The following is a 17,079-nucleotide window of genomic DNA, read 5'->3' as shown; positions in this document are numbered from 1 at the left end:
TCCCTACTGGACCTTGCGCATCTCTCTGACAACGTTGTCCAGATGCACTCCTCGGGAGGAATGGCTCGGCATGCAGCCCCGACATGGTTCTCGCACGAGACAAAGCCGTACGGCCGCGCTGATCGCGGCTTCACTCGTTCTGGTCGTGACCGCCCCCTCCGTCGCCGCCGCACAGTCGGCCGGCGCACACGAAAAGGGCCGGCCGCCTTCGGGAGACCGGACATTCAGCTCGTCGTTCGAAGCGGACGAAAAGCAGCCGGACTGGCGCAATACCGTAGAAGAGGGTCCGGACGGAAAGAAGCGGTCATCGGGTGTCGATGGCGGCTTCTCCGCAGGAATACCGGGCAATATCACCGACAAGGTGACAGATGTCCGCGCCAGTGGCGAGAACACCGGCGGCGGAGAGGTCAAGGAAAACCTGATCGACGGGGAATCCGGCACCAAGTGGCTGGCCTTCGAGCCCACCGGTTGGGTCGAATTCGACCTGGACGAACCGGTCAAGGTCGTGACATACGCACTGACTTCGGCCAATGACCACGACGAGCGCGACCCGAAGGACTGGACCCTCCAGGGCTCCGCCGACGGCAAGGACTGGCAGGACCTCGACTCCCGGACCGGCCAGACGTTCACCGAGCGGTTCCAGACGAAGTCGTACGATTTCACCTCTGACACCGCATACCAGCACTTCCGTCTTCGGATCACGAAGAACAACGGCGCCTCGGACGCCACCCAGCTCGCCGACGTCCAGTTCTCCGACGGCGACACCTCCACCCCGGCCCCGGACGAGATGCGCAGCCAGGTCGACCGCGGCCCCTCCGGCTCCCCCACCGCCAAGGCAGGCGCGGGCTTCACCGGAAAGCGGGCCCTGCGGTACGCCGGTACGCACAAGGCGGACGGCCGGGCGTACTCGTACAACAAGGTCTTCGACGTGAACACGGCTGTCACCCGTGACACCTCACTGTCGTACCTGGTCTATCCCCAGATGGGCGAGACCGACCTCTCCTACCCGGCGACCCATGTCTCGGTGGACCTGGCGTTCACGGACGGCACGTATCTGAGCGATCTGCGGGCCACCGACAGCAACGGCGGGCTGCTCACCCCGCAGGGCCAGGCCGACGCCAAGCGGCTGTACGTCAACCAGTGGAACAAGGTCGAGTCGACGATCGGCACCGTCGCGGCGGGCAGGACCGTCGACCGGATCCTGGTGGCGTACGACTCCCCCAAGGGCACGGCGAAGTTCCAGGGCTGGATCGACGACATCGAGATCGCCCCGAAGGCGCCCGAGAAGCGCCGCTCCCACCTCTCCGACTACGCGTCGACGGTCCGCGGCACCAACTCCAGCGGCGCCTTCTCCCGGGGCAACAACTTCCCCGCCACCGCGGTCCCCAACGGCTTCAACTTCTGGACACCGGTCACCAATGCCGGCTCGACGAGCTGGCTGTACGACTACGCGCGGGGCAACAACGACGACAACCTGCCGACCCTCCAGGCGTTCAGCGCCAGCCACGAACCGAGCCCCTGGATGGGCGACCGGCAGACCTTCCAGCTGATGCCCTCGGCGGCCACCGGCACCCCGGACGCCTCCCGCAAGGCGCGTGCGCTGCCGTTCCACCACGAGAACGAGACGGCGCGGCCGCACTACTACGGTGTGACCTTCGACAACGGTCTCAAGGCCGAGATGACGCCGTCGGACCATGCGGCCCGGATGCGGTTCACCTACCCCGGTGACGACGCGAGCATCGTCTTCGACAACGTCTCCAACGACGGCGGACTCACCCTCGACCCGGCCACCGGCTCCTTCACCGGCTTCTCCGACGTGAAGAGCGGCGGCTCGACCGGCGCCACCCGGCTCTTCGTGTACGGCGTCTTCGACGCGCCGGTCACCGCGAGCGGCAAGCTGTCCGGCGGCGGGGGCGACGATGTCACCGGCTACCTCCGCTTCGACGCGGGCAAGGACCGCACGGTCGGGCTGCGCCTGGCGACCTCGCTCATCAGCGTCGACCAGGCCAAGCAGAACCTCGCCGCCGAGATCCCCGCCTCGCGCTCCTTCGGCCGGGTCGAGGACCGGGCGCAGCGGGCCTGGGACGACATCCTGGGCAAGGTGGAGGTCGAGGGTGCCACGGCCGATCAGCTGACCACCCTCTACTCCAGCCTGTACCGGCTGTACCTGTACCCGAACTCGGGCTTCGAGAAGGTCGGCGGCAAGGACAAGTACGCCAGCCCGTTCTCCCCGCAGGTCGGCTCCGACACCCCGACGCACACCGGGGCGAAGATCGTCGACGGCAAGGTGTACGTCAACAACGGCTTCTGGGACACCTACCGCACCACGTGGCCCGCGTACTCCCTGCTCACCCCGGGCAGGGCCGGCGAGATGGTGGACGGCTTCGTCCAGCAGTACAAGGACGGGGGCTGGATCTCCCGCTGGTCCTCCCCCGGCTACTCCGACCTGATGACCGGCACCTCCTCGGACGTCGCGTTCGCGGACGCCTACGTCAAGGGCGTGCGGTTCGACGCGGAGGCGGCGTACGACGCGGCGCTGAAGAACGCCACGGTGGTCCCGCCGTCCTCGGGCGTCGGCCGCAAGGGCATGGTGACGTCACCGTTCACCGGTTATGCGAACACCGACACCCATGAGGGCCTGTCCTGGTCGCTGGAGGGCTACCTCAACGACTACGGCATCGCGCGGATGGGCGAGGCGCTCTACAGGAAGACGAAGAAGCAGCGCTACAAGGAGGAGTCCGAGTACTTCCTCGACCGCGCCCGCAACTACGTCCGGCTCTTCGACGACAAGGCCGGTTTCTTCCAGGGCAGGGACGCCGGGGGCGGCTGGCGGCTCCCCTCGGACCGGTACGACCCCCGGGTCTGGGGCTACGACTACACGGAGACCAACGGCTGGGGCTACGCCTTCACCGCCCCGCAGGACAGCCGGGGCCTGGCGAACCTGTACGGCGGCCGCGCCGGCCTGGCCGAGAAGCTCGACACGTACTTCTCGACTCCCGAGACGGCGGGCCCCGAGTTCGTCGGCTCGTACGGCGGTGTCATCCACGAGATGACCGAGGCGCGGGACGTGCGGATGGGCCAGTACGGCCACAGCAACCAGGTTGCGCACCACGTCACCTACATGTACGACGCGGCCTCCCAGCCCTGGAAGACGCAGGAGAAGGTCCGCGAGGTCCTGGGCCGGCTCTACACGGGCAGCGCCATCGGGCAGGGCTACCACGGCGACGAGGACAACGGCGAGCAGTCGGCCTGGTTCCTCTTCTCCTCGCTCGGCTTCTACCCGCTGGTCATGGGCAGCGGCGAGTACGCGATCGGCTCCCCGCTCTTCAAGAAGACCACCGTCCACCTGGAGAACGGCCGCGACCTGGTCGTCCGGGCGCCGAAGAACAGCGCGGAGAACATCTACGTCCAGGGTCTGCGGGTCAACGGCAAGAAGTGGACCTCCACCTCACTGCCGCACGAGCTGCTGGCCAAGGGCGGTGTGCTGGACTTCGACATGGGCCCGAAGCCGTCGTCGTGGGGCACCGGCAAGGACGCGGCGCCGACCTCGATCACCACGGACGACAAGGTGGCGTCGCCGCGGACGGACGTGCTGAAGGGCGACGGCGCCCTGTTCGACGACACGTCGGCCACCTCGGCGAAGGTCACCTCGGTGGACCTGCCGGTCCCCGCCGCCACGGACGCGGTCCGGTACACACTGACGTCGGACAAGGCCGCCGGGGCCCCGTCCGGCTGGGTACTCCAGGGCTCGTCGGACGGCACGACGTGGAAGGACCTCGACAAGCGCTCGGCCGAATCGTTCGCCTGGGACAGGCAGACGAGGGTGTTCTCGGTGCGCGAGCCGGGCGCGTACGCGCACTACCGCCTGGTGTTCGCCGGTGAAGGCACGCTGGCGGAGCTGGAGTTGTTCTCCTGATACGACGCCCCCTTCTCCATAGCCGGCGGCCGGTACCCCTGGCGGGGCGCCGGCCGCCGGCGCGTGCGGGCCGGCGCGGCTCCCGCTCGGTCGTGCTCGGTCGTGCTCGGTCCGTTCAGTCCCGCTCGGTCCGTTCAGTCCCGCTCCGGACTCTCCGGCACTGCCCGGGGGAACAGGCTCTCCGGCAGTGTCACGTTCCACGCCGTGATGACCGGCTTCCCGTGCTCGGTACCGAGCCGCGAGACGGCACCTGTGGCGAGCTGGAACAGCGTCCCCTCGGCCGGGGTCAGACCGAGATAGCGAGCGGTGAGCACACGCAGGAAGTGGGAGTGGGCGACGAGCGCGATGTCCTCGTCCGTGTCCCGGCTCGCCGCCTCGGCGGCTTCGGCCAGCACCCGGTCGGCGCGCGCCCCGATCTCCGCGGGGGTCTCGCCGGGGTGCGCCTCGGGGCCGGGAGCGACGCCGTCGGTCCAGAGGTTCCAGTCGGGGCGGGTACGGCGGATCTCGTCGGTGGTCACCCCTTCGTAGCCGCCGTAGTCCCATTCGCGCAGTTCGGGTGTGATGCGGGGCGCGGCGAGCCCGGCGAGCTCGGCGGTGCGCCGGGCCCGCACGGCGGGAGAGACGAGGGTGAGCGCGACCCGCCGGTCGGCGAGCAGCGGCGCCAGGGCCCGGGCCTGCCGTTCCCCGAAGGCGGTCAGGGGCAGATCGGTGTAGCTCGTGTGCTGCCCGGACCGCGACCACTCCGTCTCGCCGTGCCGGATCAGGATCAGCTCGCCCATGATGATTCCGCTCTTTCCTTGCCGATGCCGATGCCGATGCCGGTGCCGGTGCCGTCGGCGCTGTCACTGTCGCTGTGTGAACCTGCGGCCCCACGATCGCATTCCACCGGGCCGGCGGCGGGGTGCGGCTCGCCCTCGTGCGCCCGGTCGGCACGGAGTCCTGCGGGTGGGACGTCCCGGCCTTCCGGGTGCGGTACGTCCACGCGCCGCTGCGTCGCGGCGCATGCCGCAGCCCAGGAATCTCGACCCGTACGCCGACGCCCGCCCCTGCTGCGGATCCGAACCGCGCCGTCTGCGGAGGGGCCGCCCGGACGACACGCGAAGGGCCGCACCCCGGAATTCCGGAGTGCGGCCCTTCGGCTCTGCTGCCCGCCTCGCGACTACTTGCGGATCAGGTTGCGGAGCACGTACTGCATGATGCCGCCGTTGCGGTAGTAGTCCGCCTCACCGGGGGTGTCGATGCGGACGACCGCGTCGAACTCCACACCGGTGTCGGTGGTCACCTTGACCGTGCGCGGCGTGGTGCCGTTGTTCAGCTCGGTGACGCCGGTGAAGGAGAAGGTCTCCTCGCCGGTGAGGCCGAGGGCCTCGGCGGTCGCGCCCTCCGGGAACTGGAGCGGGAGGACGCCCATGCCGATGAGGTTCGAGCGGTGGATGCGCTCGTAGGACTCGGCGATGACGGCCTTGACGCCGAGGAGCGCGGTGCCCTTGGCGGCCCAGTCGCGGGACGAGCCGGAGCCGTACTCCTTGCCCGCCAGGATGACCAGCGGGGTGCCGGCGGCCTGGTAGTTCTGCGAGGCGTCGTAGATGAACGAGACGGGGGCATCGCCCGCGGACGCAGCCTGGGTGAAGTCGCGGGTGAAGCCACCCTCGGTGCCCGGGGCGATCTGGTTGCGCAGGCGGATGTTCGCGAAGGTGCCGCGAATCATGACCTCGTGGTTGCCGCGGCGCGAGCCGTACGAGTTGAAGTCGCGGCGCTCGACGCCGTGCTCCGTCAGGTACTTGCCGGCCGGGGTGTCGGCCTTGATCGCACCGGCCGGGGAGATGTGGTCGGTGGTGACCGAGTCGCCCAGCTTGGCGAGCACGCGGGCGCCGGTGATGTCGGCGACCGGGGTCGTCTCCATCGTCATGCCCTCGAAGTACGGGGGCTTGCGCACGTAGGTGGACTGCGCGTCCCACTCGAAGGTGTTGCCGGTGGGGATCGACAGCGCCTGCCACTGGGCGTCGCCCGCGAAGACGTCCTGGTAGGACTTGTTGAACATGTCCTCGCCGATGGAGTTGGCGACGACGTCGTTCACCTCGGCCTCGGAGGGCCAGATGTCCGCGAGGTAGACCGGCTTGCCGTCCTGGTCGATGCCCAGGGCGTCCTTGGTGATGTCCACCTTCATCGAACCGGCGATGGCGTACGCGACGACCAGCGGCGGGGACGCCAGGTAGTTCATCTTGACGTCGGGGTTGATCCGGCCCTCGAAGTTACGGTTGCCGGAGAGCACCGAGGTCACGGCCAGGTCGTGCTCGTTGACCGCCTTGGAGACCTCCTCCGGCAGCGGGCCGGAGTTGCCGATGCAGGTGGTGCAGCCGTAGCCGACGAGGTTGAAGCCGACCTTGTCGAGGTACGGGGTCAGGCCCGCCTTGTCGAAGTAGTCGGTGACGACCTTCGAGCCCGGGGCGAGGGTGGTCTTGACCCACGGCTTGCGGGTCAGGCCCTTCTCGACCGCCTTCTTCGCCACGAGCGCCGCGGCGACCATGACGTACGGGTTCGAGGTGTTGGTGCAGGAGGTGATCGCGGCGACGGTGACGGCGCCGTGGTCGATCTCGTACGTCGTGCCGTCGGGGGCGGTCACGGTGACCGGGTTCGACGGGACGCCGTTGTGCGCGGCCGGGGAGTCGGAGGCCGGGAAGGACTCCTTGCCCGCCTCCTCGTCGTCCGCGACGTAGTTGCGCACGTCCTGGGCGAACTGCGCCTTGGCGTTCGCGAGGACGATGCGGTCCTGCGGGCGCTTCGGGCCGGCGATCGACGGGACGACCGTCGACAGGTCCAGCTCCAGCTTCTCGGAGAAGTCCGGCTCGGCGGCCGGGTCGAGCCAGAGGCCCTGCTCCTTGGCGTACGCCTCGACGAGCGCGACCTGCTGCTCGTCGCGACCGGTCAGGCGCAGGTACTTCAGCGTCTCGTCGTCGATCGGGAAGATCGCGGCGGTGGAGCCGAACTCCGGCGACATGTTGCCGATGGTGGCGCGGTTGGCGAGCGAGGTGGCGGCGACGCCCTCACCGTAGAACTCGACGAACTTGCCGACGACACCGTGCTTGCGGAGCATCTCGGTGATGGTCAGCACCAGGTCGGTGGCGGTGGTGCCGGCCGGGAGCTCGCCGGTCAGCTTGAAGCCGACGACGCGCGGGATGAGCATGGAGACCGGCTGGCCGAGCATCGCGGCCTCGGCCTCGATGCCGCCGACGCCCCAGCCCAGCACGCCGAGGCCGTTGACCATGGTGGTGTGCGAGTCGGTGCCGACGAGGGTGTCGGGGTACGCCTGGCCACCCCGGACCATGACCGTACGGGCCAGGTGCTCGATGTTGACCTGGTGGACGATGCCGGTGCCCGGGGGGACGACCTTGAACTCGTCGAAGGCGGTCTGGCCCCAGCGCAGGAACTGGTAGCGCTCCTTGTTGCGGCCGTACTCCAGCTCGACGTTCTGGCCGAAGGCGTCCTTCGTGCCGAACTTGTCGGCGATGACGGAGTGGTCGATGACCAGCTCGGCCGGGGCGAGCGGGTTGATCTTGGCCGGGTCACCGCCCAGCTCCTTGACGGCCTCACGCATGGTGGCGAGGTCCACGACACACGGCACACCGGTGAAGTCCTGCATGATCACGCGAGCCGGCGTGAACTGGATCTCCTGGCTGGGCTGAGCCTGGGAGTCCCAGCCGCCGAGGGCCCGGATGTGGTCGGCGGTGATGTTCGCGCCGTCCTCGGTGCGGAGCAGGTTCTCCAGCAGCACCTTCAGGCTGTAGGGGAGGCGCGCGGAGCCCTCGACCTTGTCCAGCTTGAAGATCTCGTACGACTCGTCGCCCACGCGCAGCGTGCTGCGGGCGTCGAAGCTGTTCGCCGACACGACAGTCTCCTTCATCAATGTGCGCGTACTCCGCGCCGCGCCTCATTACGGCGGGCGCCGCGTGGTGCCGCCTACGGCTCCTCGACCATCCGCTAAGGTAAGGCTTAGTTAGGTAACCCTTACCGACTGACGGACTGCGGTGCGCCTTCGGCATATATCTCGATGTCGAGATAACTCTAGTACATCACCGTCGCACGGTCATGCGGGGGCGCCGGTGTCCGCCGCAATCCAACCGGTGTCCGCTGTCATCCAAGCGGCATCACCTCGTAGGCTCCAGAATGCGGTCGAGTGTCCGGCGCCCCATTCCGCTCATCGTCGGATTGCTCTCGACGTAGTACCAGACGAGACCCATCGCCTGTTCGAAGGCCCACGCCCTGCCCCGCTCCCACTCCAGATCGTCGCAGGCCAGCGCCCGCCGGAGCACTTCCCGCGGGCCCGGTCGCAACAGGTGCCAGGCGCTGACCAGGTCCAGCGCGGGGTCGGCCGGGCCGAAGCCGCCGGTGTCGAGTACGCCGCTGAGCCGGTCTCCCGTGACCAGTACGTTGCCGGGAATCAGGTCACCGTGGCTCATCACATCGGCAGCCGTGCGTGGCAACTCCCGGAGGTGGCTCCACACTTTGCGCAGCCGCGGCACGTCGAGCAGCTCCTCGCTCTCCTCGAAGCATTTCGCCATCCAGTCGTCGTGGTGGGCGAGAACGCCGCCACGGTTCTCGCCGCTGAAACACCGCCCCCGCGTCCCGGCGTCCCGCAGGGACGCGATGAAGGCCGCAAGGTCCTCGGCGAAAGCGTCCGACCCACTCGGGTCGGCATCGGAGGCGACCGTTCCCGGCAGCCATGTCTGGACCGACCACGGCATGGGGTAACCCGCTCCAGGCTTTCCCAGGGCGACGGGTTCCGGAACGGGGAACCGAGACACCTGTGCAAGCTCCGCGCTCGCCCGGGCCTCCCGTTCCAGAACCGCCAGCCCCTCCGCGGCATCGGTCGGGCGCAGCGGGAAACGCGCGGAGAGGTTGTCCCCGATACGGAAGATGGCGTGGACCGTCCCGGTCGACGACAGGGGCCGGACCGCCCTGCCGCTCCACTGAGGGAACTGCTCCTCGATCAAGGTCGCAACGATTTCGGTGGTCACGTCCAGTTGGTCGTCGTGCATGGTCAATCTCTCGGGCCCTTCCACTCGTCCAGCTCGAAACGACGGAAGCAATCCTGATCAACGGAGGCAATCCCGGTCAACGGAAGCAATCCGGATCGGCTTGGACGACAGCCAGTACGCGGACGTCAGATTCCACCCGGCCCGGCCGCGTTCGAGTGAAGACCCCGGCCATGTGGCCACGCGTCCCGCATTCGTCACGGCCCGGGCACCGTCTTCCTGCGCGCTCAGTCGCGGCTGTCGTACGAGTGCCGTGCGGCCGCGATGGCCGGTCGGTTCCTGTCGGCCCACGCCGCCAGGGCCTCCAACGGCTCACGGATCTCGTCGATCAAGGCAGTGGTGGCGTATTCCACGCGGGGTGGTGAATCGGGATGGACGGTTCGGGTGATCAGCCCGTTTCGCTCCAGGTTGCGCAGGCTCAAGGTCAGCATGCGTCGGCTGATGCCCTCGATGGCGCGCTCCAGTGCGGTGAAGCGGTGCGGTCCGTCGCCGAGAACGACCAGCACCTGGGCGCTCCACTTGTCGCCGATCAGGGCGAGCACTTCCCTCAAAGGGCAGTCGGGGATCACCTGGGCGTCGTCCGGGGGCAGCGGTGTGAGCTGGTTCGTTACGCCGGTGTTCCGTCGCGACATGAAAGTGCCTCCTTCCGCAGAGCCTGAGCATGCTCCAGGATGACGCCTGTTACAAGTCGTAACTTTCCTGGTGGCAGGCGCTGTTGAGCGTGATTCCGAGGGCGCCGAGCAGACAGTGGACAAGGAGGAGCGGGTGCCGACCGCACACAGCGACGGATTGAAGATCTTCTACGAGGTGTCCGGAGACGGGCCGGTTCTGGTCCTGCATCCGGGGATGTTCCAGACCGGCGCGAGCTGGAGTGCCGCCGGCTACGCCCCGAGGCTGCGCGCCAACCACACGGTGGTGGCCATCGATCCGCCGGGGCTGGGAGCGAGCGACGCCCCGACGGACCCGGCCGCGTACGCCCTGGAACGCCGTGTCGAGTGCGTCACCGCCGTCCTCGACGACATCGGTGCCGACCGGGCCGGTGTCTGGGGCTACTCCATGGGTGCGTTGACCGCACTCGCCATGGCCCTGCACGCGCCGGAAAGGTGCGCGCGGGTCGTCGCCGGCTCGTGGGACCCCGCGGACGGTTTCGCCTCCGCACGCGATCACGTGTTCCAGCAGCTCGGCCTGCCCGCCGAGACCGACGCGTTCGACATCCTGCGGCAGGGCGCCCGTGCCGATCCTTCGCAGGCCGCCGTCATCGACGCAGCCGATCCGGCGGCCCTGCGCGCCAACTACGAGGCGTTCTCCCGTGACCGCGCTCTCGACGCCGGACTGGCCTCCTCCGACGTCCCGATGCTGATGTACTGCGGCACGGCCGACCCCTGGCACGAACCGATGCGCAAGGTCACTGAACGGACCAGCGGCAGCTTCTTCTCCGTACCCGGTGCCGATCACCGGGGCGGCTGGGTTCGTTCTGCGGAGATCCTGCCCCGCGTTCTGCCGTTCCTTGCCGCCGGCAGGTGGTGAGCACTCCGGTCGACCGCGTGAGATGTTCCGCCCCGGCCCGCCGGTGGCCACCGGGCGTGGGACAAGCCGAGGACGGCCGTCCCACCACACCTGTCCGGCCCCGGGTCAGCACCTGATCGCGGGCCACGGTCCGCCGGACGGCACGCCGGTGCCGCGGCTCACGACGAAGGCCGGGCGTCCGGCTCGGGCTCCACCGGGAGCCACAGTTCGGCGTCGGCCCCGGTCTTCTCCGGCGACAGGCGGATACGCAGGATCTCGGGGCCGGTGCGGGTGCGGTACGGGTTCGACGGGAACCACTCGGTGAACACGTCCCGCCACAGCTCCTGGACGGCCTGCGGCGCGGGCCCGGAGGTGGTGAAGACCGCCCAGGTGCCGGCCGGGACGGACAGCGCGGTGGTGCCCTCGGGAGCGGCCGCGGAGGTGACCACGCCGTGGTGGTAGTCGAGATCGGTGCCCTCGGCACGGCTGGGGTCCAGGTCGTCGCAGACCGCGACGACGCCGTGCGGCTCCTGGTCCGACAGTTTCTCCACACGCTCCAGGGCCCGCGGATCGATCCCGCGGACGAAGTCCATGATCGCCCGGTTCGGCCCGGCGTGCACCAGCGGCACCCGCGCCCTGAAGCCGACGACGGTGAAGGCCGCCTTGTCGACGAGGCGGTATCGCATACTGCTGCTCCCCTCGACGGTGAGGCGGAAGGCCATCCGCGACTGGGAGCTGAGCGCGGCGCCGGTACGCCGGGCCTCGCCCGGTCCGATGCCGTGCATGGCACGGAACGCCCGCGCGAACGCCTCGCCGGATCCGTAGCCGAATCGCACCGCGATCTCCAGCAGCGTGTCACGTCCCGCGAGCACTTCGGCAGCGGCGAGGGTGAGCCGGCGGCGCCGGACGTACTCCGACAGCGGCATGCCCGCGAGCGCGGAGAACATCCGGCGCAGGTGGTACTCCGAGGTGGCCGCGACGCGTGCCAGCTCCCCCATCTCGACAGTCCCGTCGAGATGGCGCTCGATGTGCTCCATGGCCTGGTTCAGCCGCTCCAGCACGCCCGGTCTCCCTCCTCCTGGCGACCACGGCGCCGGGCGGTGTCCACGGTTACCCGGCGCCGCCGGTGCCGGCCCCGTCCGGACCTGGCGTGTCCCGTCCCAGGCCTCGGCGGATCGCGATCTCCACGGGAGAGTACGCGCCGTCGGCCCGTTCCGTTTCGTACGGTGCGGCCGGCATCAGCGGCGGCTGGGCCATGAAGCGCGGCCGCGTCCCGTGGTGCGGTTGCGCCGAGTGCACCAGGAACGGATGGCACAGGAGGACATCGCCCGGGGACCCGGTGGCGAGGGCGAGTGGCCGGTGGTCGGACGCCGCCACCAGCTCGGGGGCGAGGGCCAACCCGCTCGCCCCGTCCTCCCCGTACTTCTCCAGCACCTTCGGCACATCGAGGTGCGAGCCGACCCGGATCCGGGTGGGGGCGTCCTGCTCACCGACCTCGCTGAACAGGAACAGCATCAGCAGCGCCCGGCCCCGGGAGCGCAGATTCGTGAAGTACCAGCTCTCGCCCTCCGGCAGATAGCTCCCCTCGATGTGCCAGCCCGCGTCGTCCGGTTCCTCCACGTGCGGGAAGCGCAGCGGGAACGTGCCCAGCGAGTAGCGCGGCTCCCAGCGTCCCGCGCCGACGAGAAGGTCGTAGGCGTGGTGCAGGGACGGGGAGTTGGGTGCGGCGGCGAACGGCCCCTGCGCCATGCCGGGCACCTGGTGCACGGGCCGCGTCCACGTCGCCGGGTCCTGCGGGTCGCAGCCCGTCTCCCGCCACAGCAGACGGGCGCAGTCGGCGGCCACACGTGGCGCGACGGCGCCCGCCAGCTTCACGAAGCCGTCACGGAGAAAGCGGGATACCAAGGTCGTGTCGTCCATGCGCCCATCGTGCGGCGGCACCGGCCCCGGCCACCCGACATTGTCCGCACCGCTTCTGTCGGGTGTCCGCCGAGCCCTTACCCGCTCCTGCGACCCGGCCGCGCCCGGCGCTCCGAAGGGGCCGGCACGGCCGCGGGGAGCCGATCGGCCTCGCCTCGGGGCCCGGCGACACACGGCAGCACACGGCGGCACTCAGAATCCGTGGTCGATCTTCTTCTCCCGCATCAACTCCCCCAGCTCCGTGTCCGACAGCGGGTGCAGAGTGTCCAGGAGATGACGCAGCCCTGATTCGCCGACGCTCTGGCTGGCGACCGAGACCTCCGCCTTCCCGTGCCGGCGTACGAGGGTGACCTCGCGGGTGCCGTCGGGAAAGCCGCGGACCATGACCATCTCCCCGTGCCCGTCCACCGCGCAGGTGACGGACTTGTCCACGGGCTCGGGGCACCGGGGTTCCGGCATGTCCGAGGAGCGCACGACGAGGCCCGCGTACCCCGTCTCGTACCCCTCCCGCACGGGGCGGTAGTCGACGACGAAGGTGGCGGGGCCCAGCTCCGCCCGGGACACGTGCATGCCCGGCGGCGCGTCGCCGAGGTACAGCAGCTCGGGCTTCTCCCGGTACCGCGCGACCTCCGCCTCGTGCTGACGTCGCTGCGACTGCGCCGGGCCGACGAAACCCCCGTAGACCACGCCGGCCGCCAGCACCACCAGCGCCCCCGACCGCACCCACCGGCCCGGCACGAAGAACGCCGCGGCCACGGTGTACGGCACCCCCGTCAGCGCGATCCGGGTACCGGCGCTCCCCAGGTCGACGTCCCCGCCGTAGGCGGCCAGGCCCGCCAGGACGCCGAGTGTGCCGAGTACGAAGACCAGTACCGCCCAGCCCAACCGCCCCGGCACGGAACCGCACAGCGGCACCACGTCCTTCACCGGCAGGCCCGCCACGGCCAGCAGGCCCACCATCAGCGGCGCTCCCAGTGCCAGGACCGGCACCGTCGCACCGGCACCGCCGCCCCAGGCAACCGCCACCAGACCGAAGCCGAGCGCCGGCACCGTCATCGCCGTGATCGCCCAGACCAGAAAGAGATGCAGGGCCGTGAACGCCCCTCTGCCACTCGTCATGCCGCGGAGCCTGTCAACCGGCTTCCCGGCACACATGAGTACCCGTACTCAGCGGACGGCCCCTCCGCCCGGCCGGGGGGCAAGTCGGCCCGTACGCCGGCGTCGAACCCCTCGTCGGCGTCGAACGACGCGTCGGCGCACGCGAGCACAGCGTGCCGGCGAAGCCGCTGAGCCCGTGGTCCTGCGCGTGGTCCTGCCGTAGTTCTGCCAGAAGTCCTGCCGGAAGTCCTACCCGTAGCGGAAGCAGTACAGCTCGCGCATCCGCGCCGTCGCCAACTCCGGCCGCCTTCCTCCGTGTCTGCGGCACCGGGACCTCCGGGCGGGCCGATGTCAGATGCCGGATCTATGGTTCCGCCATGGCAGTTCCCGAGATCATCCCCATAGCCCACGAGCCCGGATACCGGACCGACACCGTCGGGCGGTACGCGGACGGACAGTTCCTGGCCTCGGTCACCTACGCCTTTCCCCAGGGGTACACGATCGGCGACGGCTGGGAGGAGCACAAGCGCCTCTACACCGTTCTGCACCGCTTCGACCACGAGGGCCGGCACCTCGATTCGGACATCGGGTACGCGGGCACGTACGCCGAGCAGCAGCACCCCGCGGGCGACGGCTCCGTCATGGCGCGGGCGGAGGCGCGGCTGGCGGCGCTCCTCGACGGCCTTCCCGAGCGCGACTACGGAGACATCGCGATCCGGCCCTTCCGGCTGACGGTCGACGGCGTGCTCTTCGGGCTGATCGTCGAGCACCACGACGGGGAGAGCGCGGACGAGGAGGGCGGCGACGGGGAGGGCGAGGACGACTGGGCCGAGCTCCACCCCGACCAGCTCGGCTTCTACGCTCCCTGGGACGGCCAGTACGACACCTGACGCGTGGGCCCGGACGACGGAGGAACATGAACGACATCAGTGAGTTCGAGGAGTTCAAGGAGCCCCGGGAGCCCGGTCGGACGGGAGAGTCCGGTGGGCCCGGGGAGTCCGGTGAGCCCGGGGTGACCGACGGGTTCGGGGAGACCGACGGGTTCGGGGGCATCTCCCCGACCACCCTGGCCGATCTCCTGGGGCGCGGGCAGGTCATGGACATCGGCGTCCGCCCGCTGTGGCCCTCGGTCCCCCGGGTCGCCGGACCGGCGTTCACCGTGCGGTGCCCTCCGGGTGACAACCTCATGCTCCACGCCGCCGTCCACCGCGCGCAGCCCGGCGCCGTCATCGTCGTCGAGTCGGGCGACGTGGACCACGCGCTGGCCGGCGGGAACGTCTGCGCGGTCGCCCAACGCCGGGGAATCGCCGCGTTCGTGACCGACGGCGTGATCCGTGACCTCGCCGAGGTGCGCGAGATGGGGTTCCCCGTCTTCGCCAGGGGCGTGATCCCCATCCCCGGCACCAAGAAGGCGGTCGGGCCGCTCAACGGCCCCGTGCGGTGCGGCGGTGTGGCCGTGGACGCCGGTGACATCGTGGTGGCGGACGAGGAGGGCATCGTGGTCGTTCCGCGTGCCCGGCACGAACAGGTACTCCTCGACGCGCGGGCGAAGGCGGCCAAGGAGGCGGGCGAATCCCTGGACGCCTGGGAGGCCGCGCATCGTGCCCGTATCGACGGCATCCTGCGCGACAACGGTTTCGAGGACTGACCTCGCAGGACGGCCGCCGGTCTCCAGAGGCGGCCCCGGAACCGGCGGCCGGTCTCCGCCCTCCCGATCCCCGGGCACCGGCTTCCGTACGCCCGGGTCGCCCCGCCCCCCCGTACGGACGCGCACCGCGGGCGGTCGCGGCGATCCGGGCGGACCATTGAACGCATGGTGCGCAGCGGGACGGCGCATCTCGTACGCCTCCGACCTGCAACTGCCGCGCCGACACGCCCGGGCGTCACCCGAACGCCACACCCCGGCGCAGGTCGCATCTCATATCTGAGATAACCTTTCACCATGTCAGACGATTACCTCGTACGCATCGGCAAGCTCATCCGTGACGCCCGTCAGCATCGGGGCTGGACACAGAGTCAGCTCGCCGAGGCGCTCGCCACCAGCCAGAGCGCCGTGAACCGCATCGAGCGCGGCAATCAAAACATCAGCCTTGAGATGATCGCGCGCATCGGTGAGGCACTCGACAGCGAGATCGTGTCGCTCGGCTACGCCGGGCCCATGCACCTGCGGGTGGTCGGCGGTCGCCGGCTCTCGGGCTCCATCGACGTCAAGACGAGCAAGAACGCGTGCGTGGCACTCCTCTGCGCCTCGCTGCTCAACAAGGGCCGTACGGTGCTGCGCCGGGTGGCCCGGATCGAGGAGGTCTACCGCCTCCTGGAGGTGCTGAACTCCATCGGTGTGCGCACCCGGTGGATCAACGAGGGAACCGATCTGGAGATCGTCCCGCCCGCCCGGCTCGACATGGACGCCATCGACGCGGACGCCGCCCGCCGGACCCGTTCCATCATCATGTTCCTCGGCCCGCTGCTGCACCGCATGGACCGGTTCAAACTCCCGTACGCCGGCGGCTGCGACCTCGGTACGCGGACCATCGAGCCGCACATGATCGCGCTGCGCCGCTTCGGCCTGGAGATCGCCGCGACCGAGGGGATCTACCACGCCCAGGTCGACCACTCGGTGACCCCCGCCCGCCCCATAGTGCTGACCGAGCGCGGTGACACCGTGACCGAGAACGCGCTGCTGGCCGCCGCCCGGCACGACGGCACGACCGTCATCCGCAACGCCTCCTCCAACTACATGGTCCAGGACCTCTGCTTCTTCCTGGAGGCGCTCGGCATACGCGTGGACGGCATCGGCACGACCACACTGACCGTGCACGGCGTCCCGCACATAGACGTGGACGTCGACTACTCCCCCTCCGAGGACCCGGTCGAGGCGATGAGCCTCCTCGCCGCCGCCGTGGTGACGGAGTCCGAACTGACGATCCGCCGGGTGCCGATCGAGTTCCTGGAGATCGAACTCGCGGTGCTGGAGGAGATGGGCGTCGACTGCGACCGCACCACGGAGTACGTCGCCGACAACGGCCGTACCCGCCTGGTCGACCTCACGGTCCGGCCCTCCAAGCTGGAGGCGCCGATCGACAAGATCCACCCCATGCCGTTCCCGGGCCTCAACATCGACAACGTGCCCTTCTTCGCGGCGATCGCCGCCTCGGCCCAGGGCCAGACCCTCATCCACGACTGGGTCTACGACAACCGGGCCATCTACCTCACCGATCTGAACCGCCTCGGCGGCCGGCTGCAACTCCTGGACCCGCACCGGGTACTGGTCGAGGGCCCGACCCGCTGGCGCGCCGCCGAAATGATGTGCCCGCCGGCCCTGCGGCCCGCCGTGGTGGTACTGCTCGCCATGATGGCGGCCGAGGGCACGTCGGTCCTGCGCAACGTGTATGTCATCAACCGCGGTTACGAGGAGCTGGCGGAGCGGCTCAACTCCGTGGGCGCGCAGATCGAGATCTTCCGGGACATCTGATGCGCAGATGCCGCCGCACTCTGTCTGACCTGCTAATCAGCGGGTCTGGGAGGGGTGCGGCGGCATCTCTGGGACTTCTCCGGGACATTGGGCCGGCGGTGGGCTGCGAGCCGCGCTCCACAGGCCCTGCCGAC

At 69.8% G+C, this 17,079-nt stretch carries 12 protein-coding genes; 5 read left to right on the top strand and 7 right to left on the bottom strand.

Annotated features, from left to right (window positions below):
• The first annotated feature begins 70 nt into the window (after window positions 1–70).
• Window positions 71–3,916 (top strand): GH92 family glycosyl hydrolase, encoded by a 3,846-nt coding sequence (locus ACGF8B_RS08165; RefSeq protein WP_392735861.1) that lies wholly within the window; start codon window positions 71–73, stop codon window positions 3,914–3,916.
• A gap of 134 nt (window positions 3,917–4,050) precedes the next feature.
• Here the strand turns inward: ACGF8B_RS08165 and ACGF8B_RS08160 are convergent, their stop codons facing one another.
• The 4 genes from ACGF8B_RS08160 to ACGF8B_RS08145 all read right to left on the bottom strand — a co-directional run bounded on the left by ACGF8B_RS08160 (window position 4,051) and on the right by ACGF8B_RS08145 (window position 9,581).
• Window positions 4,051–4,695, bottom strand: a complete 645-nt coding sequence (locus ACGF8B_RS08160; RefSeq protein ID WP_392735859.1) for a histidine phosphatase family protein — start codon at window positions 4,693–4,695, stop codon at window positions 4,051–4,053.
• Window positions 4,696–5,075: 380 nt separating this feature from the next.
• The gene (gene acnA, locus ACGF8B_RS08155) at window positions 5,076–7,802 is read right to left on the bottom strand and encodes an aconitate hydratase AcnA (RefSeq protein ID WP_392735857.1); all 2,727 of its coding nucleotides are present in this window, start codon (window positions 7,800–7,802) and stop codon (window positions 5,076–5,078) included.
• Between the two features lie 259 nt (window positions 7,803–8,061).
• Window positions 8,062–8,952 carry an aminoglycoside phosphotransferase family protein gene (locus ACGF8B_RS08150; RefSeq protein ID WP_392735854.1) on the bottom strand — a complete coding sequence of 297 codons (891 nt, stop codon included), beginning with the start codon at window positions 8,950–8,952 and terminating at the stop codon, window positions 8,062–8,064.
• 224 nt (window positions 8,953–9,176) lie between these two features.
• Window positions 9,177–9,581 (bottom strand): winged helix-turn-helix transcriptional regulator, encoded by a 405-nt coding sequence (locus tag ACGF8B_RS08145; RefSeq protein WP_392735853.1) that lies wholly within the window; start codon window positions 9,579–9,581, stop codon window positions 9,177–9,179.
• Window positions 9,582–9,651: 70 nt separating this feature from the next.
• Here ACGF8B_RS08145 and ACGF8B_RS08140 point away from each other — a divergent pair, with 70 nt between their 5' ends.
• The gene (locus tag ACGF8B_RS08140; RefSeq protein ID WP_392735851.1) at window positions 9,652–10,476 is read left to right on the top strand and encodes an alpha/beta fold hydrolase; all 825 of its coding nucleotides are present in this window, start codon (window positions 9,652–9,654) and stop codon (window positions 10,474–10,476) included.
• Between the two features lie 158 nt (window positions 10,477–10,634).
• On the opposite strand, the gene ACGF8B_RS08135 is transcribed toward ACGF8B_RS08140, so the two are convergent.
• From ACGF8B_RS08135 to ACGF8B_RS08125, 3 genes are all read right to left on the bottom strand, one after another.
• Window positions 10,635–11,516, bottom strand: coding sequence for a GyrI-like domain-containing protein (locus ACGF8B_RS08135; protein WP_392735850.1), 882 nt, complete (start codon window positions 11,514–11,516; stop codon window positions 10,635–10,637).
• Between the two features lie 49 nt (window positions 11,517–11,565).
• The gene (locus ACGF8B_RS08130; protein ID WP_392735848.1) at window positions 11,566–12,375 is read right to left on the bottom strand and encodes a phytanoyl-CoA dioxygenase family protein; all 810 of its coding nucleotides are present in this window, start codon (window positions 12,373–12,375) and stop codon (window positions 11,566–11,568) included.
• A 192-nt stretch (window positions 12,376–12,567) separates the two neighbouring features.
• A complete protein-coding gene (locus ACGF8B_RS08125; protein ID WP_392735847.1) occupies window positions 12,568–13,494 on the bottom strand; it encodes a hypothetical protein in 927 nt (308 codons plus the stop codon).
• A gap of 356 nt (window positions 13,495–13,850) precedes the next feature.
• On the opposite strand from ACGF8B_RS08125, the gene ACGF8B_RS08120 reads away from it, so the two are divergent.
• From ACGF8B_RS08120 to ACGF8B_RS08110, 3 genes are all read left to right on the top strand, one after another.
• Window positions 13,851–14,363 (top strand): hypothetical protein, encoded by a 513-nt coding sequence (locus ACGF8B_RS08120; protein WP_392735845.1) that lies wholly within the window; start codon window positions 13,851–13,853, stop codon window positions 14,361–14,363.
• A 26-nt stretch (window positions 14,364–14,389) separates the two neighbouring features.
• Window positions 14,390–15,121, top strand: a complete 732-nt coding sequence (locus tag ACGF8B_RS08115; RefSeq protein WP_392735844.1) for an RraA family protein — start codon at window positions 14,390–14,392, stop codon at window positions 15,119–15,121.
• 294 nt (window positions 15,122–15,415) lie between these two features.
• Window positions 15,416–16,945, top strand: coding sequence for a UDP-N-acetylglucosamine 1-carboxyvinyltransferase (locus ACGF8B_RS08110; protein WP_342279337.1), 1,530 nt, complete (start codon window positions 15,416–15,418; stop codon window positions 16,943–16,945).
• Window positions 16,946–17,079: the final 134 nt, after the last annotated feature.

Origin of the sequence: Streptomyces sp. NPDC047917 (genome assembly GCF_043204345.1) — a bacterium.
Classification (GTDB): domain Bacteria; phylum Actinomycetota; class Actinomycetes; order Streptomycetales; family Streptomycetaceae; genus Streptomyces; species Streptomyces sanglieri.
Note: the sequence above shows the minus strand (reverse complement) of the source record. Positions and strands in the feature narration are given on the sequence as shown.

Bases quoted from the DNA above. Each gene is read 5' to 3' on its own strand.
- ACGF8B_RS08165 (WP_392735861.1), top strand. From the start codon at position 71: ATGCAGCCCCGACATGGTTCTCGCACGAGACAAAGCCGTACGGCCGCG.
- ACGF8B_RS08160 (WP_392735859.1), bottom strand. From the start codon at position 4,695: ATGGGCGAGCTGATCCTGATCCGGCACGGCGAGACGGAGTGGTCGCGG.
- ACGF8B_RS08150 (WP_392735854.1), bottom strand. From the start codon at position 8,952: ATGCACGACGACCAACTGGACGTGACCACCGAAATCGTTGCGACCTTG.
- ACGF8B_RS08145 (WP_392735853.1), bottom strand. From the start codon at position 9,581: ATGTCGCGACGGAACACCGGCGTAACGAACCAGCTCACACCGCTGCCC.
- ACGF8B_RS08130 (WP_392735848.1), bottom strand. From the start codon at position 12,375: ATGGACGACACGACCTTGGTATCCCGCTTTCTCCGTGACGGCTTCGTG.
- ACGF8B_RS08125 (WP_392735847.1), bottom strand. From the start codon at position 13,494: ATGACGAGTGGCAGAGGGGCGTTCACGGCCCTGCATCTCTTTCTGGTC.
- ACGF8B_RS08120 (WP_392735845.1), top strand. From the start codon at position 13,851: ATGGCAGTTCCCGAGATCATCCCCATAGCCCACGAGCCCGGATACCGG.
- ACGF8B_RS08115 (WP_392735844.1), top strand. From the start codon at position 14,390: ATGAACGACATCAGTGAGTTCGAGGAGTTCAAGGAGCCCCGGGAGCCC.
- ACGF8B_RS08110 (WP_342279337.1), top strand. From the start codon at position 15,416: ATGTCAGACGATTACCTCGTACGCATCGGCAAGCTCATCCGTGACGCC.